Consider the following 17,998-nt stretch of genomic DNA (forward strand, 5'->3'; position numbering starts at 1 on the left):
AAAATCTCTAACGAGATTTTTTATGCATTTTTTGCATTTTTTCAGCTACGTGGACAACGTCTAAACCTATTACTATTTGCATTGCCTCAGTACCCATTCTTTTTATCCCATAAGAACCGGCTTCCTTAATTTTGGCTTCATCAATTTTAGAATTATCTTTTAAAATTAATCTTAATCGAGTCATGCAATTATCAATAGACACAATATTATCTTCACCTAAAGCATCAAATATTTTTTCTGCCATCATTGTATATTTATCTTCTATTTTTTCACTATTTTGTTTTTTATTTTTTGTTGCAACAGTTACTTCGCTTTCTTCTCTTCCAGGTGTTGGAAGATTTAATTTTTTAATTGCTACATAAAATATTCCAAAATATGTTCCAAAAGCTATTGGTGTTAATAGTAGAACTCATAATGGGTTAGATGTTATTCTAAACACCCCTTCTTTTGAAGCTGCAAATCCTCAAGATTGTGCAAATGATGCAATATAGTCAATTAATCCTGCACTAAATCCAAATCCTAATTGAATTTGCATACCTGTAGAAATAGCTACAAACATACCTGCCAATAGTGCATGAATTACTAATAATATAGGAGAAATAAATACAAATGAGAACTCGATTGGTTCAGTTATTCCTGAAACAAGAGAAACTAATGCAACTCCTCCTAAAAATCCAGCAATTTCTTTTCTATTTTCGGGTTTAGCAGTGCATACCATCGCTATTGCAATGGCAGGTACCCCCCCCATCATAACAGGGAAAAAACCTCCTTGAAATAGCCCTGATCCTTCAACTCCTGCAGCAAACGCATTTATATCTCCATTAACAATAGTTTCAGCTCCTACATTACCTGTTATTGGATCAATTATATGTCCTTGAATAGGCAACTGGAATCAGAAGAAAGTATTCAATATATTATGTAATCCAAAAGGCAACAAGAATCTATTTAAAATAGCATACATAGCTGTTCCAGGAACTGCTACAGCGGGATTAGTTGGATCTGCTACAGCTTTTCCAAATAACATTAATACATACTGGATTCAAGGTCAAACTAATGAAAAAAGTAATGCTGTTGGTATGACAGCAATTAAAGCTACCATTGGAACAAATCTTCTTCCACTGAAAAATGAAAGAGCTTGAGGTAATTGAATATCTTTATATTTATTATAGAAAAATGCAGATAAGCAACCTGCTGTGATTCCACCTAAAACCCCAATATTTAAAACATATGTACCATCTGAAACATATTTAATAAGTTCACCATTTGCTCCTTCATAAGTTGAATTAATTGGAACATAAAATAGACCCGATAATTTTCCTGATATTTCAACACCGATTACTTTTCCGGCATCATCAAGAATAGGTTTATATATATCAAAACCTAAAGTTTTACCATATATCATAGATGGTAAACTTCTTTCCACACTTGTTAGAGCAATTAATGCAATATAAAAGACTGCACTAACTAATGCCACTTCTCCTCTATGATCTTTTGAAAGACCAAATGCTATACCAATTGCAAAAAGCAAGGCTAAATTATCAAAAACAATTTGACCCGGTTGTTGAATTATAAATGAAATTCAATATCCAATTTGACTTCCAACCCCACTTAAAATGGCACCTGTTGAATCAGTTGTATATGTCACTCCAAGAGCTCCAAATCTGTTTAAAATAGCGGCAAATGGTAAAACTGCAATTGGAAACGCTAAAGCTTTTCCAAGTTCTTGTAATTTTGTTAAAATTTTGTTTCACTTACTGCTACCATTTGTATTTAAAGCACTCTTTTTTCTGTTTTTAGATTGAGAATGCTTTTGTTTTATTTGTGTTAACATGAAAATCTCCTTTCATGTTAATTTTACTTAAAAATGAAATGATGTTAAAAAAACGGCAAGGAAATTTTTTCCATTCTACACTACTTTAAATAGAAATAGCAAATTAAACTACACCAGATATACCAATTGCGAACATAACAATGGCTGCTACTATTGTTGCAATAATCATAAAATAAAAAGCATAACTAGACCATGCATCCATATACTTATATTTACCTGAGACAATTTTAAAAGTCTGCTCTTTTTTATATTTCTTTTTACGTAAAAATGAAATGGTTATTAAAATTAATAAAACTGCTAAAATGACCAAAAGTAAAGACCCTCCAAGAAATAATCATCCTGCTTTCTCTGAAATTTTATTTGCTTCTTCTGCTTCTGCTAACGCAACAAAATTTTTTATATCATATTTTGTCATTTTATCTCCTTTACCAATCTTGTATTTTATTCTAGTATTTAAATAAAATAATTTTAAAATAGATCTATTTTAATTTTAATATTAATTAATTAATTTGTTTTAAAAAAGTGTAAATAGAAAAAAATTCCAATTATTTTTCGTTAAATATTTTTTTACTCTATATAGGTATAATTAAAGTGTAAAAGGAGAACAAAATAATGAGATATTTATCTTTAACTGCTTCAGAAATTAAAAAACTTAATTCAAAAGAATTTATCGAGTCTATTAAAAATTCTGAAGGAAGACTTTTAGTAAGCGAAAATATAGTTATACTTGATCCTTTATTAAAAAGTATAACTAATTCGGAATTAGCTGCTGCAATGGGCGCGGACATTTTATTGCTTAATCTATTTGATGTTCAAAATCCTGAAATAAAGGGGATGCCAAAAAATGTTAAGCCCTATGAATTAATTAAAAAAATAAAAGAATTTACAGGTAGATCGGTTGGTGTAAATTTAGAACCTGTTGATCCAGAATTTTGTGAAAATAATAATGATTTTTGAAAAATGACTAAGGGTAGACTTGCATCTGTTGAAAATGTTAAGAAATTAAAAGATTTTGGTGTTGACTTTATTGTTTTGACAGGCAATCCAGGAAACGGAATAACAAATAAGGAAGTTGTTAAATGTACAAGACAAATAAAAAATATTTTTAAAAATGAAATAGTAATTTTTGCAGGTAAAATGCATGGGGCAGGCATGGGGGATGCAATACTTAAGGACGAAGAAATTAAAGAATTAAAGCATGCTGGAGCTGATGTTATACTAATTCCTGCACCAGGGACCATTCCTGGAACAACAGTCGATTTAATATCGAAAAAAATTAATCTTATTCATGATCTTGGTTTATTATCTATGACTTCAATCGGTACTTCACAAGAAGGAGCAGATTTGCAAACAATAAAAACAATCGCATTAAATGCTAAAATGTGTGGTACAGATATTCATCACATAGGTGACACAGGATATCCTGGTATAGCAGTTCCAGAAAATATTACATCATACAGTATTGCCATAAAAGGAATTCGTCATACTTATTTTAGAATGGCTTGTTCAATTAAAAGATAACTTTAAGAAAGCGCTTACAGCGCTTCTTTTAAATACTAACAATGTTTTTAAAATATAATTTAAAAACATGAGAATTATTTTCATAATATATTTTATATATTGCTTACATACCATATGTATAATCATTATATAAAAAGGAGTGTATTATTTGTGATAATTAAAAATGGGAAAATTGTAACTCCAAAGAAAGTAATTGAAAATGGTTATATTGAGATAATAGATAGTAAAATATTCTCAATAAACGAAGGTTCTACTAATTTAGAAGGAATTGATGTTAATGGTGCATGAATAATGCCTGGATTTATTGACGCACATGTTCATGGAGGATATGGAGTTGATTTTGAAACAGGTAACAAAGAAAGATTTAATGTATTTTCCAAAAATGTTGCAAAAGAAGGTGTAACAAAATACTATCAAGCCACAGTAACAAATTCTGAAAAAGATAATAACAAATATTTAACAGAATTTAATGAATTTATGAAAACTAAAAATAAAGGAGCTAAGTGCTTAGGAATTCACATGGAAGGCCCTTTCATTTCAAAAGAAAAAAAAGGTGCACATGATCAAAAATTGCTGATTGCACCAAATATTGAGTTAGCTAAAAAATGAAATTATATTTCAGGAAACAATATAAAGATAATAACATTTGCTTCTGACTTACAAGATGGTTCTTTTACAAAATACTGCATTAATAATGATATTTTACCTAGTGTTGGTCATTCAAATATGGAAGCAAAAGAATTTGAAAAAGATTACTTATTAGGCATTAAGCATGTTTGTCATATTTTTAATGGAATGAGTGGTGTTGATCAAAGAAAACCTGGATTAGCAACAGCGGCATTAAATTACTCAGACGTTTTAGTTGAAGTTATTTCTGATGGAATTCACATAAACAATGAAATTTTAAAATTAATTTATAAAATTAAAGGGCCTGAACAAATATGTATAATAACAGATTCAATGAACGCAAAAGGATTGGATGATGGCAAATATAAAATAGGAAATTTAGAAGTAATTAAAAAAGGCATGACAGTTAAATTAACTTCTAACGGTGTACTTGCTGGTGCTGCTGCTACTTTTGATCATAATGTTAGATACTATAAAAAAACTTGCAATATTGAAATGATTGACTTGGCAAAAATGACTTCAAGTAATATAGCTAAGCAAATGAAATTAAAAGACACCGGATCAATTGAAGTAAATAAATTAGCAGATATAGTTGTTCTTGATAATGAATTAAAAGTTTTATTAACAATTGGAGAAGGGCAGATCATTTATAAAAAGTAAAAAAATAGTAATGCATTTACTATTTTTTTACTATTTTTTTAAATTGATTTATTTTTTGAATATCTATTTCTGAGTTTCATGTTCCGTCAACTCTAACAGCAGTTCCTATATGAATTTCATCTGAAGCAGGTGCTATTTTTAAAATGTTATTTTCATTTACCCCACCGCCTGCTAAAATTTTCACTTTTTTTAGATCTTTGATTTTTTTTAATTTTTCTGTATTAAGTTCGATTATTTCTCCACATGAAGTTAGAACAGTATTTATTCCTAAAGAATAAAGCACATCAATTCCTTTTTCAAAGTCATTAAGTTGATCAAATGCTTTATGAAACGTTACATTTTTGTTTCCTTTTAGTTCCATTATTTTTTTCATCCTATCAACATTTATTTCACCCTCAGGAGTAATTATGCCGATTACTATACCTGATACTTTAGTGCCTTTAATAAATTGTAAATCTTCCAATATTTTTTGAAATTCAGTTTCAGTGTAATAAAAATCTCTTGCTGTTGGTCTCACAATTACATTTACTGGCAACTTTGAAATTTCCCCAGCTTCTTTAATTTCTTTATGAGTTGGGGTTAATCCCCCTACTTCTAGATTTGTACAAAATTCAATACGATCAGCGTTTGATTTATTAATTAGTAAAATGTCTTCCAAGTTTTTTGCAATGATTTCTAATTTCATATCTTATTTGTTCCCTAACTCTGACGCTGCTTGTTCATCAATAATGACGATTACATTTGAATGTTCTTGCAGTATTGTGCAAGGCCAATCAACAGATAATTTGCCTTCAATTAATTGTTGAATTGCTTTAGCTTTATTTTTGCCAGTTGCTAGTAAAACTATTTTTTTTGCATTCATAATTGATTTTAAACCCATTGAAATAGCTTTTTTTGGCACTTCATCGATGCTTGCAAATAATCTTGAATTTGCTTTTATAGTTGATTCTGTTAAATTCACTTCTGATGTTAAAGAATTAAAATCTGTATTTGGTTCATTAAATCCGATATGTCCGTTTACTCCCAAACCTAAAATTTGTAAATCAATTCCACCGTTTTCATTTATTAAAAGATCATACTTTGATGGATTTTCGACGTCTATACCATTTGGAACATGAGTATTATTTAAATCAATATTTATATGTTTAAATAATTTTTCGTTCATAAAATATCTGTAAGATTGAATATGAGTTGGCTTTAGCCCTTTATATTCATCTAAATTAAAAGTCTTGACTGAAGCAAAATTAACTTTTCCTTCATTATAAAATTTTATTAAATTATTATACAAAGGTATTGGGGTTGAGCCTGTTGCTAAACCAAGTACTATATTATTTTTTTTGTTTATTTCATTTATTACGATTTTTGAAGCTTCAAGTCCAACTTGTTCTTCATTTTTAAGTCTAATTATTTTCATATTACTCCTTTTTATTCTTTTATTATTTTATTCTAAAAAACTACTATTTTAACTTTACACAATTGGAAATAATTTTTATAGATGTATAATTAAAAAAGAATAAATGGAGTATTACTTAAAATGAACAAGGAAATCTTTAAAATAGACACTAAAGAAAATGCTGATTCTACAAAGAATAATATGATTAGATATATAAATGAAAATACTGGTGACTTTTTATCAATAAGTATTGATTCTATTGCAAGAAAAGTTGGCATTTCTGTTTCTTCTGTTTCGAGATTTTCACAAAAAATGGGATTCAGCAGTTTTAAAGATTTACAATTATATGTTAATGAAGAAAATATTAAAAAAAATCAAAGTTATACAATAAATGACGGAACAACAATTGAAGAAATAGTAAAAAATATTACTACATATAATTCTTACACAATAAAAGAAACATCAGACATTTTAAATAATGAAGAAATAAATAAAGTAACTAATGAAATTATTAGTTCAAAAGTTGTTTTAATATATGGTGTTGGTAGCAGCGCACTTGCTGCTCAAGAACTAAACACTAATTTAAAAAAAACAGGTATAAATTGTGCTTACTTTTCCGATTTTCACAGTATTTTAGCAATTTTATCAACTCTTAGCGATGATAGTTTAGTTATTTTAATTTCATCTTCGTTAAAAAGTCATGAAATCAAATTCATTTATGATTATTGCTACAAAAATAAAATTAAAAATTTATTGATAACTAAAGATACAACTATCTTGGAGTATGAACCTTCTTATAAAATAACTTTCAAAACAATTGATCAAAAAGAAAGGTACTCATCTATTTCATCAAAAACAGCTCAACTTTTTATTGCGGACGTTATTTTTAACAGCGTAACAAATGATTTTGTTAAAAATAAAAAAGAGTTAATAAAGAAAACAAACGATTTAATTTCTGAATGAAATGAAACAAAATAAACTTTATACTCTTTTTTAAGCGTGTAAAGTTTATTTTTTATATTTATTTTGTTTTCTATTTTTTAATTCAATAAAAAATAATTTCAATTTCACCTATGATACTAATTTTTTTAAAATCACCCAACAAAATTGCTGAATCGCCTTTATTAAATTTTACTCCTTCAATAGTTCCTTTTCCTTTTATTACTGTTAACTCTATTCAAAAAGAATCTTCATATTTTTTAAAATATTTATGTTCAGAAGATTTAAATATAAAAACTGAAAAGAAATTTGATGAAAAAGTTTTTCCTTTAGCATTTTTAACTATGTACGAATAATTATCTGGAAAAAAAATATTTTCTTTTGATTTTTCTATTTCTAGTTTTCTTTTTTTACCATTTTCTAATCTATCGTAATCATAAAGTCTATAAGTAACGTCACTAGATCTTTGCAATTCAAAAACTTTCACATTAGATGTTATTGCATGCACTTTTCCAGGTGGAACATATATAAAATCACCTTTATCAATTTTTTGAACTTTAAATAAATTCTTTCAATCTTTTTTGTTTATTAAATTATTAAATTCTTCTTCTGACTTTGCGTTATGACCATAAATTATTTTACTATTTTGAGGACAATCAAGTATTATTCATGATTCAGGCTTTCCAAAATCGTTTTCATATTTAATTGCATACTCATCATTGGGATGCACCTGAACAGATAAATCTTTAGAAGGATTTATTATTTTTGATAATAAGGGGAATTTGTCGTATATACCATTTCCAAAATATTCATTATTTTTTTCAAAAAAATCTTTTAAAGCAACATTTTCTTCTTCTAAATAACTTAAACCATTTTCATGAGCAGAAATAATTCATGCTTCACCTATAGTTTCATTCTTTGTATTTATATACCCTAAATCTTTTCATTTTTTTGTGCCCCATATTTTTTTTGAAAAGTAAGGTTTAATTTTTATTATTTTCATTTTGTACTCTACTAAAATCTATTTAAGTATTCTTCTTTGTATTTTTTTCTTAAGTTTATATTATAATTTTTAATTTCTTTTTCTTTAATTTCTTTAATTTCTTTAATTTCTTTAAATATTATTTCATTATTACTTTTAGCTTCATTTTTAGATAAATTTTTTATACTTGCAGCTTTTTTTACTTTTAATTGATTAATTTGTTCATTATATTTTTGTGAAATTAATTTTATATCTTTTTTTAATGTTGACTGTTTGATAAATTCTTTTTCTTTTATATTTAATGGTTTAAAGTTTTCTTTTGCAATTTGAACTTTTAACTTATATTGTTCATTTATTTTTGCTATTTTTTCTTTTACAAAGTTAATTTTTTCTTCACTATAATTTTGTTCTTTTAAAGTTTTAATTTCAAGTTTTAATTGTTTTATATTTTCAAACTTTTTAGATTTTAATTCTTCTAAATGCAAAATATGTGCTTCTTTTACTGATCCAAATGCACCTGCATCTTTTAATTGTCAAATACCATATGTTGAAGTTGTCACTGCAACTCCTGCTGCTACAGCAATAAAGTAGTAAACTGTCATTGGTCCATAAGGCACTGCTCCTAATATTGCAACTATTGGTCCACCATGAGCAGCAGCGTCAGTAATCATGAATGCTCCAGCAATTCCACCAGCAACTGCACTTCCTAGTACATTACAAACGATAGCTCTTTTTGGGTCTCTAATAGCAAATGGGATTGCACCTTCAGAAATTCCAATAGTTCCCATTATCATGGCTGCTATACCCATACCTTTTTCTTCTTCAGAATAAAATCTTTTAAATAGAATTGTTGATAATCCCATACCCAGTGGTGCGACAGGAATAGCTGCTGACATAGCCCCCATTGGTTGCTGAACTCCAGCTGTTATTAATGCAGAACAAGTAATAAAAGCAATTTTATTAATAGGTCCACCCATGTCAAAACCAGCCATTGCACCTAAAATAAGCCCTAATCCTAATCCTACCAAAATACCTATATTTCCTGAATTATAAGCTTTTTCGATACCAGTTTGAATTTGATCCATAAGATATCCAATTGGTGCTCCTAATACATAAATAAAAATAATTGATATTGCAATACCTGCTGTTAAGGGAATAAAAAATATTGGCATTGCTGGAGCAAGAGATTTTGGAACTTTTCAAGTATTAACTCATCGTACGTAATAACCGACTGCTAAACCTGAAATAATAGCTCCTATAAAACCCATAGGTGTTGAAATAATATCCATTCCAGGAATTCAAGAGGCTAATTTTGTATTGTCATTACCTATGAATGCTCCTAGCATAGCTGGAGCTATAGCGGCCCTACCAGCAATTGAATTAGCAATAAAACCTGCTAAGACAGGAATCATTAATGCAAAAGCAGCTCCACCAATACTGTCAAGAATTGCTAATATTCCTCACTTATATTCACCATTTGGACCTGATGTTCCAGACTCTGGTCCTCAAATAGCTTTTGCAAGACCTAATGAAAATGCTAAACAAATTCCACCAAGCACAATCATTGGAATCATATATGATATTCCGGCGAGAATATGATTTAATGCCCTATCATTTACTGCAGTTTTTTTACCTTTTTCATTATTAAAACCTTCATTTTTTCCAGCTTCAAAAATTTTTCCTTCTTCTAGACTTCTGTTTATTAATCTAACAGGATCTTTGATTGCTTCAGACACTTTTACAGCATAAACTTTTTTTCCTACAAATCTTTCCATTTCAACTGAAGTATCAGTTGCTAAAATAACAACGTCAGCTTCTTCGATCTCTCTATTTGAAAGTTTATTTCCAACTCCTTTAGAACCTTGTGTTTCAATTCTAACTGATACACCAATTTTTTGTCCTGCCTTTAACATCTTTTCTTCAGCCATATAAGTATGCGCTATGCCAGTGACACAAGCGGTAATACCCACTACTTTTACTTTACTTTTTGTTACAGTATCTGATTTATTTCTTTCTTTTTCTGATAGTGTATTTAAAATAGTGGAAACATTTTTAGGGTTCTTTAATTCCTTTTTAACATTTTCATTCATTATTTTTACAGCTAAAGAACTTAATAATTCTAAGTGAACTTGGCCTGTTGGAGTATCTGGTATAAGTAATGCCAAAATAACATCAGTGCCTTTGCCATCAAGTGAATTTCAATTAATTTCATTTTTTAACTTAATATAAAAAACAGCAGGTTTTATAATCTCTTTGATTCTAGCATGTGGAATTGCAAATCCATCTTCAAAACCTGTTGTAGATTCAGCTTCTCTTTTTTTAAAACCTTTAAGCAAAGTTTTTTCATTAGAGATATATCCTAATTCAAAAGCTTTTTTACTTATATATTTAAAAACTTCATCTTGTGTTTTTAAATCAAGGTTAATAAATACGTGATTTTTATTTAATACTTTTCCATTCATTTTTTGAATATTCCTTTCGAGATTATTATATTCTATTTTATTCAAAAAATGAATATTTTTTAATTTTACAAAAAAAATGGACTGACTCCATTATTTATTTTGCCATTTTCACTCTTCAATAACATCGTTCTTAGGCAATATATTTTTAAGCATTTCCCTAAAAATCATTTCAATAATTAAATTCATACAAGTTTTTGAAGTAAAAGAAAATGATCTAAATTTTGCATCAGAGGATGATACTTTTAATACAACATTAACTTTTTCATCTCATTTATTTTCAAATTCTCCAGTTAGTAAAATAATTTTTATTTTTTTCTGCATTGCTTTTTCAATAATCTTTGATATTTCATTTTTATCTAACGAATAAGAAATTACAACTAAAACATCATTTTTACTCATAAAATTTAAATTTATAAGCTGTTGATGCCAATCTAGACTTAGCATAACGTTTTTGCCAATTTTTGTTAACTTATGTTCAAAAAGATATTTTATTGAATAATTACCCCCTAAAGAAGCAATATTAATTTTATCCGCTTTTACTAAAAGATTAGATGCGCTTATTATTTCCTTCTCATCTATTCGCTGTAATGTATTTGTAATATCCAATAAAATTCTTTCCTTATTGTCTTCTAAATTATTTTTTTCATAATTACTTTTAAAATAAATTTTAATTTCATTGTTAAGTTTTTCTTTAAATGTTTTGTAGTTTCCTTGAGGATAAATTTCATTTATAAATCTTGTTGTTGTTGGTTGAGAAGCTTTACTAACTTCAGCTAGTTCAGTTACACTTAGTTCAAATTTATTATTTTCTGTTATTTCTTTAATTATTGTTTCTGCAATTCTTTTTTGTGATTTCTGATCTTCAATGCTTGCTTTATAAACTTTTTCAATAATCATAGTTAACCTCCTATATACATAATAATATATCAAATTTAAGTGTTTTTTATTTGTGCTTTTTAATTATAGCTTCAACAAATCCTTTGAACAATGGATTAGGTTTATTAGGTCTTGAAGTGAATTCTGGATGGTACTGACTTCCTACAAAAAATGGGTGATTTGGTAGTTCAATCATTTCTACTAATTTTTTTTCTTCATAAATCCCTGAAAATACTAAACCCTTTTCTTCTAATGGTTTTTTATATTCATTATTAAATTCATATCTATGTCTATGTCTTTCAAAAACTTCTCTACTTCCATAAAGTTTTTCAGCTTTTGTGCCTTCTTTAATTGTTGTTTTATAGAAAGCCCCTAATCTTAAAGTACCACCAAGATTTTGAACATCAATTCCTCTAATAAAATCAAAAATAGGTACTGCTCCTGAATGATCAAATTCAGTTGAGTTTGCTTCTGGTAAGTTTAATCAGTCCCTTGCCATTGAAATTGTTGCAATTTGCATCCCTAAACATATTCCTAAATATGGGACATTATTTTCTCTAGCAAATTTAGAGGCTAAAATCATTCCCTCTATTCCCCTATCACCAAAACCACCAGGTACTAAAATTCCATTTGCATTTTGTAAAACTTCTTTATAGTTTGATTCATTTAATTTGTCTGCCTGAACTCAATTTATTTTTAATTTTCTTTTAAATTCATATCCAGCAATTTTTAAAGATTCAATTACTGATAAATAAGCATCTTGTAATTCAATATATTTACCAACAAAAGTAACCTCAAATTCTTCTCTAGAATCATTAATCTTTTGACAAAATTTGATTCAAGAATCCATATTTGTTTTCTTAGTTTTAATTTGCAATTGATCTAAAACTAATCCATGTAAGTTTTGTTCATACATTTCTAATGGAACTTCATATATTGACTCTTTATCAACAGCATCAATAACATTAGATGTGGGAATATTACAAAATAATGATATTTTTTCCTTTATTTCTTTAGACGAATGTTTATCAGTTCTTTGAACAATAATATCTGGTTGAATTCCTAAGCTTAATAATTCTTTAACTGACATTTGAATAGGTTTTGTTTTATATTCTTTTGATGCATTTAAATATAAAAGTAATGCAACATGAATAAAAACAACATTTTCTTTTCCCTGTTCCATTCTTATTTGCCTAATTGCTTCAATAAATGGTTGAGATTCAATATCTCCAACAGTACCACCAATTTCTGAAATAATAACATCCGCTTGAGATGTTTTAGCTGCTTGATAAACTTTGTTTTTAATTGAATCAGTAATATGAGGTACAACTTGAATAGTCTGCCCCCCTCAATCACCACGTCTTTCAGCATTAATAGTTTCTAGATAAATTTTTCCTGCAGACGTTGAAGACATCTTAGTTAATTTTTCATCAATAAACCTTTCATAGTGACCTAAGTCTAAATCAGTTTCTCCACCATCATCAGTAACAAAAACTTCCCCATGTTGATAAGGACTCATTGTTCCTGGGTCTACATTTAAATATGGATCAAATTTCTGCATAAACACTTTTAATCCACTTGCTTTTAATAAATTACCTAATGAGCTTGCAGTAATTCCTTTTCCTAATCCTGAAACTACTCCACCTGTTACAAATACAAATTTTGGCATAATTTTATCTCCTTTTCTTTTAAAAAATAAAAAAAGTTGCTAAAACATAAAAGTCGCAACTTTTCTTTAATTATTTCGTTTTTTAATCTTCATCATCATAATAAATTGATGTTGAATCGTCTTCTTCCTCTTCAACAAACAGATCATCATAAACTTCAGGATTTTCATCGTCCTCATCATGAGATACTGTTTCTTCGATTTCATCATCTGATTCAGTTTTTTTCTTTTTAACTGTCTTTGAATCAAACTTTTTCTTAATGTCATCAATTTTTGAATCATCACTTAAAGCTCATTCGCCTTTAGTAGAAAGAGCAAATCTAACATCAAGAACTAAATCACTGTATAAATCAGCGATAGCTTCATTTTCATCATTTTTGTGATTGATTGCTTTATTTTTAATTGCTTCTCAGATAGCCATTAATTTCATTGGATTTTTACGCTTTTTTAAAAGCTCGTAAGCTAAATCAATATTTGATAAACTTTCCATTCTATTCACCCTTACTTTCTATTTTTACATTACTTCTTTTGGGAAAAAGTATTTTTTAATTGTTTTTTCATCTTCAATATATTTAACCGTGTTAGCTAATAAACTAAATTTGGTTAATGATTTAACAACATTATTTTTATCAACTATATAAATAGTTTGATCTTTACCATCAGTTAAACCATCTTTATAAATACTTGGTTTCTTGAATTTTGGTTCAATAAAATAATATTTAGGATCTTTGCCTTCTTCTTTTAATAAGTTTTTAATTTCCCTTATTTTAAATTCATCAGCCTCTTTTAGTTTCAAGAAATTTCTATTAACTAATCGGTCTGATAAATCACTTAGAATGTGGTCATTTTCTTTTTGACAATTTTTCATAATATCAAACATTGTAAAATCATCTAAAATTAAGTATAAATCTATTGGAATATTTTGTCCATTAAAAATATAACTAAAATAATTATTTATTCTTTGATCCGCAAATTGATATCCTTTTTCGTTTAAATCAACAATTCTTTCAAATCAACTTATAAGTGTTACATCAAAGCCTGTCGACAATTTATGTTCATATACTTGTTTGTACATATGATATCTACCAAGCAAGTATGATTCAATTGCGTGAATTGTTTTTTTAGGGAAAACAATTTTATCGTCGATAATTCTAACGTTTCTAATTAAAAACTCTGTATCCAACGAAGAATAATTAACACCACAATAATAAGAATCCCTCATTAAATAATCAATTCTATCAGCATCTAATTGGCTACTTACTAAAGAATTTAATATTTTGTTTGGATACTTACCTTCTAATATAGCAATTATGTCTTCAGGATCAACTTTGTGTTTTTTCAAAATTTTCGCAATATTTCCTTTAGGATTTCTAATTATATCAGCACTATATTCCTCATGACTTCTTTTGCTTATTTTTTCAAATGTATGAGAGAATGGGCCATGCCCAATATCATGCATTAATCCAGCTAATAAAACTATTTTCTTATCTTTTGCAGATATTTTAGCGAAGTCTGGTGCTTTAAGGAACTGAGAAATAATATGATAAACTCCAATACAATGTGTAAATCTTGTATGTGAAGCCCCTGCATAAGCAAATTGAGCTCCACCTAATTGAAGTATTCTTCTTAAACGTTGCATTTCTGATGAATTAATTATTTCCATGAAAACTTCATCATGAATAAAAACATCACCATGCACACTATCTCTAAAAACTTTTTCCATAATATTACCTATTTAACTTTAGCAATATTTGCTAAAATTTTTTCTTTTCCTAATAAATAAATAACGTCTGCTAGTGAAGGCCCATGCTCAGAGCTTGAAGCAGCTATTCTAATTGGCATAAATAAATCCTTACCTTTTTTACCAGTTTTTTCGCTTACTGATTTAATTAGATTTTTAATTGATTCTATTTCTCATTCTGCTAAAAAATTAATTTGATTTTCAAATTCCTTAATAACTTTTTCATTATCACAAATTGACCTTAATGTTTCAAAAGTTTGATTTGTAATAACCGTGTTGTTAAAGAAAATTGGCAAGTGATTATTTATTTGTTGAGCAAATTCCAACTCTTTTTTAAACAATAATAAAACTTGATTTAATCATTTTTCTGATCTAATAGAAATATCAAACTTATCTTTATCAATAAATATTTTTGTAAATTCTAAATATTTTTCTTCTGATAGTGCTTTCATGTATTGTGAATTTATTCATTTCATTTTTGTCATGTCAAATGTTGAAGGAGACTTACTAAAACGTTTATCATCAAAAATTGAAATTAATTCTTCTCTTGTTAAAAGTTCTTTTTCTCCAATTGGAGACCAACCTAATAATGAAATGTAGTTAAACATTGCTTCAGGTAAATAACCCTGGTTTTTATATTGTTCAATAAAGAACAATGCATTACCGCTTCTTTTTGATAACTTTTTACCAGTTGAATCAACAATTAATGACATGTGACCAAATTCAGGAGTTTTTCATCCAAATGCTTTATAAATTAAAATTTGTCTAGGCGTATTTGAAATATGTTCTTCACCTCTTAATACATGAGATATTCCCATATCAAAATCATCTACCACAACAGCAAAATTATAAGTTGCTATTTTATTAGTTTTTAGAATAACAAAATCACCTATTTCTTTTGAATCAAAAGAAATATCTCCTTTTATAAAGTCTTTAATATTTAAGGCAGCTTCTGGAACTAAAAATCTTACTGAAAAATTTTTATTTAATTTTAAATTAGATTCAATTTCAGATTCTCTTAGTTTAGAGCATTTACCTGAATATTTAGTTGCAACAATACCTTTAGCAACTTGCACTTCATAATCTTTTTCTAATTCTTCGCTTGTACAAAAACAACGATATGCCTTCTTTTGTAAAATAAGTTCATTAGCTAATTGCTCATATCTTTCAAACTTTTGAGACTGCATATATTTTCCATATTGAGCATCACCAGGGTTTAAAAAAGATTCATCAACAATTATACCTAATCAATTTAAATTTTCAAATTGTGACTCAATAGCACCTTCTACATTTCTTTCCAAATCTGTATCTTCTATTCTGACAATGAAATCTCCATCATAATGTTTAGCAAATAAATAATTCATTAATGCTGTTCTTGTATTTCCAATATGTAAAAAGCCAGTTGGTGATGGTGCATATCTTAATCTAAACTTAGCCATGTTTTCTCCTTTTAAAATATTTAAACTTAATTTATTTTATCAATTTTTTTATTTATTTGTTTTCTTTTTAGATTTTGCTTGTTTTTTGTTTTGCTTTGATATTTGATTTTTATCAAATTTTAATTTTTCTTTTTGTGTTTTGTTTTCTATCAAAGAGTGCATTTTTTTCTCAGAAATTAGTTCTGTTCCTTCTTCAAATAACAGTTCATCTTTTGCAACAAGTGTTGCTACAAAAACACCACCAGTTACATTTGTTGCAGTTCTACCCATATCAAACAATCCATCGATTGCTCCAAAAATTGCATACACAGGAGCAAAGAATGCACCAAAGCCAATTCCGTTTAGAACCGCAGATGTAACAACAGTTGCAGTTCCTGGTACACCTGCAATTCCAATACTTGCTACTATAGTCGTAAATAGACCTAGAATAAAGAAAGCAAATATATTCATTGCTGCCACAGTTTCAGATCCTGTATATAATACTGATGTTATTAAACCCGCTTGGACTCCAGCACAAGCTACTAAACCAAGAGATGTTGATAGTGGGGCAACAATACTTGTTACTTTGTCACTAATTTTCATTTCATTTGATAACGTATCCATTGTTACTGGAAGCGTTGCATTTGATGATTGTGTTGAGAAAGCTTGAATAAAAGGTTTTCAAGCATGTTTTCATCACACTTTCACATTTATACCTGACAAGAATAAAACCAATGTCATTACTCCTAACATAATAAATAATCCCAAATATCCAATTGCTAGTATTAGACCAATTGATGCTAATGCACCAATGGCTCTTGTTGTTATTGAAGTTGTTAGCATTGCCATAACTGCTAATGGCATAATTTTCATAAATGTCATTAATATAGACATGACTATATCTCAAGCTCTGTCCATAAAATTCATTAAATTATCCATTGATTCAGGATGTTTTTTTCTAACAAATGTTGTTGCGTAACCAACTAAAGCAGCCAGTACAATAACTGGTATTATTGCTGTTGCTGATAAAGTTGCAACAAAGTTTGAAGGAATATACCCTCAAATTATTTCTGGCAAAGCTTTTGAATCAGTTCTTCCTGATCCACCAGGAATTTGTTGGTCAAAATTTAAACCTTTACCAATCTTTAGTGCATATCCTATTCAAAAAGTAATAGTAAATGCTATTGCAACATTAATTAAAAGTATTGCCACTGCTTTTCCAGAAATTCTTCCTAACCCTTTACTTCCTGGTTTTGCAACCACTCTAAAAATGGCAATAAAAACTACAGGAATTGTAATTAATAAAATTCCATTAATAAATATTTGCTTTAACATTGAAGCTCATGTATTAAATTCAATTATTCAATCTATTCCAGTTTTAACTTCAGGTTTAAATGAGATAGCATTAATAAATGCCAAACTTTCACCTTTCGAATCTTTAAATAATGATAATTTTGTTAAATCATTAATAACAAATTTATATCCTTCCAAACCGACAATTGATTTAATTTGAACATATTCGTCTTTAACTTCTTCAAGGCCTGGTAACTGAGGTTTTTTTATGTAATACTCAGAAATATCTAGTCAATTTCCGTCCACAAATGCTCATGCAGAGTTTCCTTTATGAGAAAATCAAGATCCACCTGGAAATCCTATTATTGTCTGAATAACAATACCAAAAAATAATCCTATTGAAATTCCAATAAATATTCTATATATAAACTTAATTTTCATTTGCTTTAATCCATATCAAAAACCGCCCATTAAACCAAAGAACAAAACAATTGCTAAAAGCGATTGTCATGTGCTTATGCTTAAAAAGTTTTGAAGGAAAGTTTCTTTAAAACTACTTAATAACATTTTTGATTCCTCTTTTTTCTTT

15 protein-coding genes are annotated in these 17,998 nt (G+C 27.9%); 3 read left to right on the forward strand and 12 right to left on the reverse strand.

What is annotated here, in order from left to right; all coding sequences use genetic code 4:
• Positions 1 to 7: 7 nt before the first annotated feature.
• Together MTABA_RS03605 and MTABA_RS03610 are read right to left on the reverse strand one after the other, a co-directional pair.
• Positions 8 to 1,831 carry a PTS transporter subunit EIIC gene (locus MTABA_RS03605; protein ID WP_100679802.1) on the reverse strand — a complete coding sequence of 608 codons (1,824 nt, stop codon included), beginning with the start codon at positions 1,829 to 1,831 and terminating at the stop codon, positions 8 to 10.
• Between the two features lie 103 nt (positions 1,832 to 1,934).
• Positions 1,935 to 2,246 carry a hypothetical protein gene (locus tag MTABA_RS03610; protein WP_100679803.1) on the reverse strand — a complete coding sequence of 104 codons (312 nt, stop codon included), beginning with the start codon at positions 2,244 to 2,246 and terminating at the stop codon, positions 1,935 to 1,937.
• Between the two features lie 194 nt (positions 2,247 to 2,440).
• Between MTABA_RS03610 and MTABA_RS03615 the strand changes: the two genes are divergently transcribed.
• Positions 2,441 to 3,352 (forward strand): DUF7916 family protein, encoded by a 912-nt coding sequence (locus MTABA_RS03615; protein ID WP_425270566.1) that lies wholly within the window; start codon positions 2,441 to 2,443, stop codon positions 3,350 to 3,352.
• A gap of 150 nt (positions 3,353 to 3,502) precedes the next feature.
• Positions 3,503 to 4,639, forward strand: coding sequence for an N-acetylglucosamine-6-phosphate deacetylase (gene nagA / locus MTABA_RS03620; protein WP_100679805.1), 1,137 nt, complete (start codon positions 3,503 to 3,505; stop codon positions 4,637 to 4,639).
• A gap of 19 nt (positions 4,640 to 4,658) precedes the next feature.
• Here nagA and MTABA_RS03625 read toward each other — a convergent pair whose 3' ends face one another.
• Together MTABA_RS03625 and nagB are read right to left on the reverse strand one after the other, a co-directional pair.
• Positions 4,659 to 5,324, reverse strand: coding sequence for a copper homeostasis protein CutC (locus MTABA_RS03625; protein WP_100679806.1), 666 nt, complete (start codon positions 5,322 to 5,324; stop codon positions 4,659 to 4,661).
• A gap of 3 nt (positions 5,325 to 5,327) precedes the next feature.
• A complete protein-coding gene (gene nagB / locus MTABA_RS03630) occupies positions 5,328 to 6,053 on the reverse strand; it encodes a glucosamine-6-phosphate deaminase (RefSeq protein ID WP_100679807.1) in 726 nt (241 codons plus the stop codon).
• A 120-nt stretch (positions 6,054 to 6,173) separates the two neighbouring features.
• Between nagB and MTABA_RS03635 the strand changes: the two genes are divergently transcribed.
• Positions 6,174 to 7,010, forward strand: a complete 837-nt coding sequence (locus MTABA_RS03635; protein ID WP_100679808.1) for a MurR/RpiR family transcriptional regulator — start codon at positions 6,174 to 6,176, stop codon at positions 7,008 to 7,010.
• A gap of 55 nt (positions 7,011 to 7,065) precedes the next feature.
• Here MTABA_RS03635 and MTABA_RS03640 read toward each other — a convergent pair whose 3' ends face one another.
• From MTABA_RS03640 to MTABA_RS03675, 8 genes are all read right to left on the reverse strand, one after another.
• On the reverse strand, positions 7,066 to 7,974 hold the full coding sequence (locus MTABA_RS03640; protein WP_100679809.1) for a type I phosphomannose isomerase catalytic subunit: 909 nt from the start codon (positions 7,972 to 7,974) through the stop codon (positions 7,066 to 7,068).
• An 11-nt stretch (positions 7,975 to 7,985) separates the two neighbouring features.
• Complete coding sequence (locus MTABA_RS03645) at positions 7,986 to 10,415, reverse strand: PTS fructose transporter subunit IIABC (RefSeq protein WP_100679810.1); 2,430 nt, start codon at positions 10,413 to 10,415, stop codon at positions 7,986 to 7,988.
• A gap of 90 nt (positions 10,416 to 10,505) precedes the next feature.
• Positions 10,506 to 11,312, reverse strand: coding sequence for a MurR/RpiR family transcriptional regulator (locus tag MTABA_RS03650; RefSeq protein WP_100679811.1), 807 nt, complete (start codon positions 11,310 to 11,312; stop codon positions 10,506 to 10,508).
• A gap of 46 nt (positions 11,313 to 11,358) precedes the next feature.
• Positions 11,359 to 12,960 (reverse strand): CTP synthase, encoded by a 1,602-nt coding sequence (locus MTABA_RS03655; RefSeq protein WP_100679812.1) that lies wholly within the window; start codon positions 12,958 to 12,960, stop codon positions 11,359 to 11,361.
• 82 nt (positions 12,961 to 13,042) lie between these two features.
• Positions 13,043 to 13,447: a DNA-directed RNA polymerase subunit delta gene (gene rpoE / locus MTABA_RS03660; protein WP_167373341.1), complete on the reverse strand. Its 405-nt coding sequence runs from the start codon at positions 13,445 to 13,447 to the stop codon at positions 13,043 to 13,045.
• Between the two features lie 24 nt (positions 13,448 to 13,471).
• Positions 13,472 to 14,680 (reverse strand): HD domain-containing protein, encoded by a 1,209-nt coding sequence (locus tag MTABA_RS03665; protein ID WP_100679814.1) that lies wholly within the window; start codon positions 14,678 to 14,680, stop codon positions 13,472 to 13,474.
• A gap of 8 nt (positions 14,681 to 14,688) precedes the next feature.
• Positions 14,689 to 16,137, reverse strand: coding sequence for a glutamate--tRNA ligase (gene gltX / locus MTABA_RS03670; RefSeq protein ID WP_100679815.1), 1,449 nt, complete (start codon positions 16,135 to 16,137; stop codon positions 14,689 to 14,691).
• Between the two features lie 48 nt (positions 16,138 to 16,185).
• Entirely contained in the window at positions 16,186 to 17,976 is a 1,791-nt protein-coding gene (locus tag MTABA_RS03675; protein ID WP_244166538.1) for a dicarboxylate/amino acid:cation symporter, read from the reverse strand.
• Between the last annotated feature and the right edge of the window lie 22 nt (positions 17,977 to 17,998).

Origin of the sequence: Mesoplasma tabanidae (assembly GCF_002804025.1) — a bacterium.
GTDB lineage: Bacteria > Bacillota_I > Bacilli_A > Mycoplasmatales > Mycoplasmataceae > Mesoplasma > Mesoplasma tabanidae.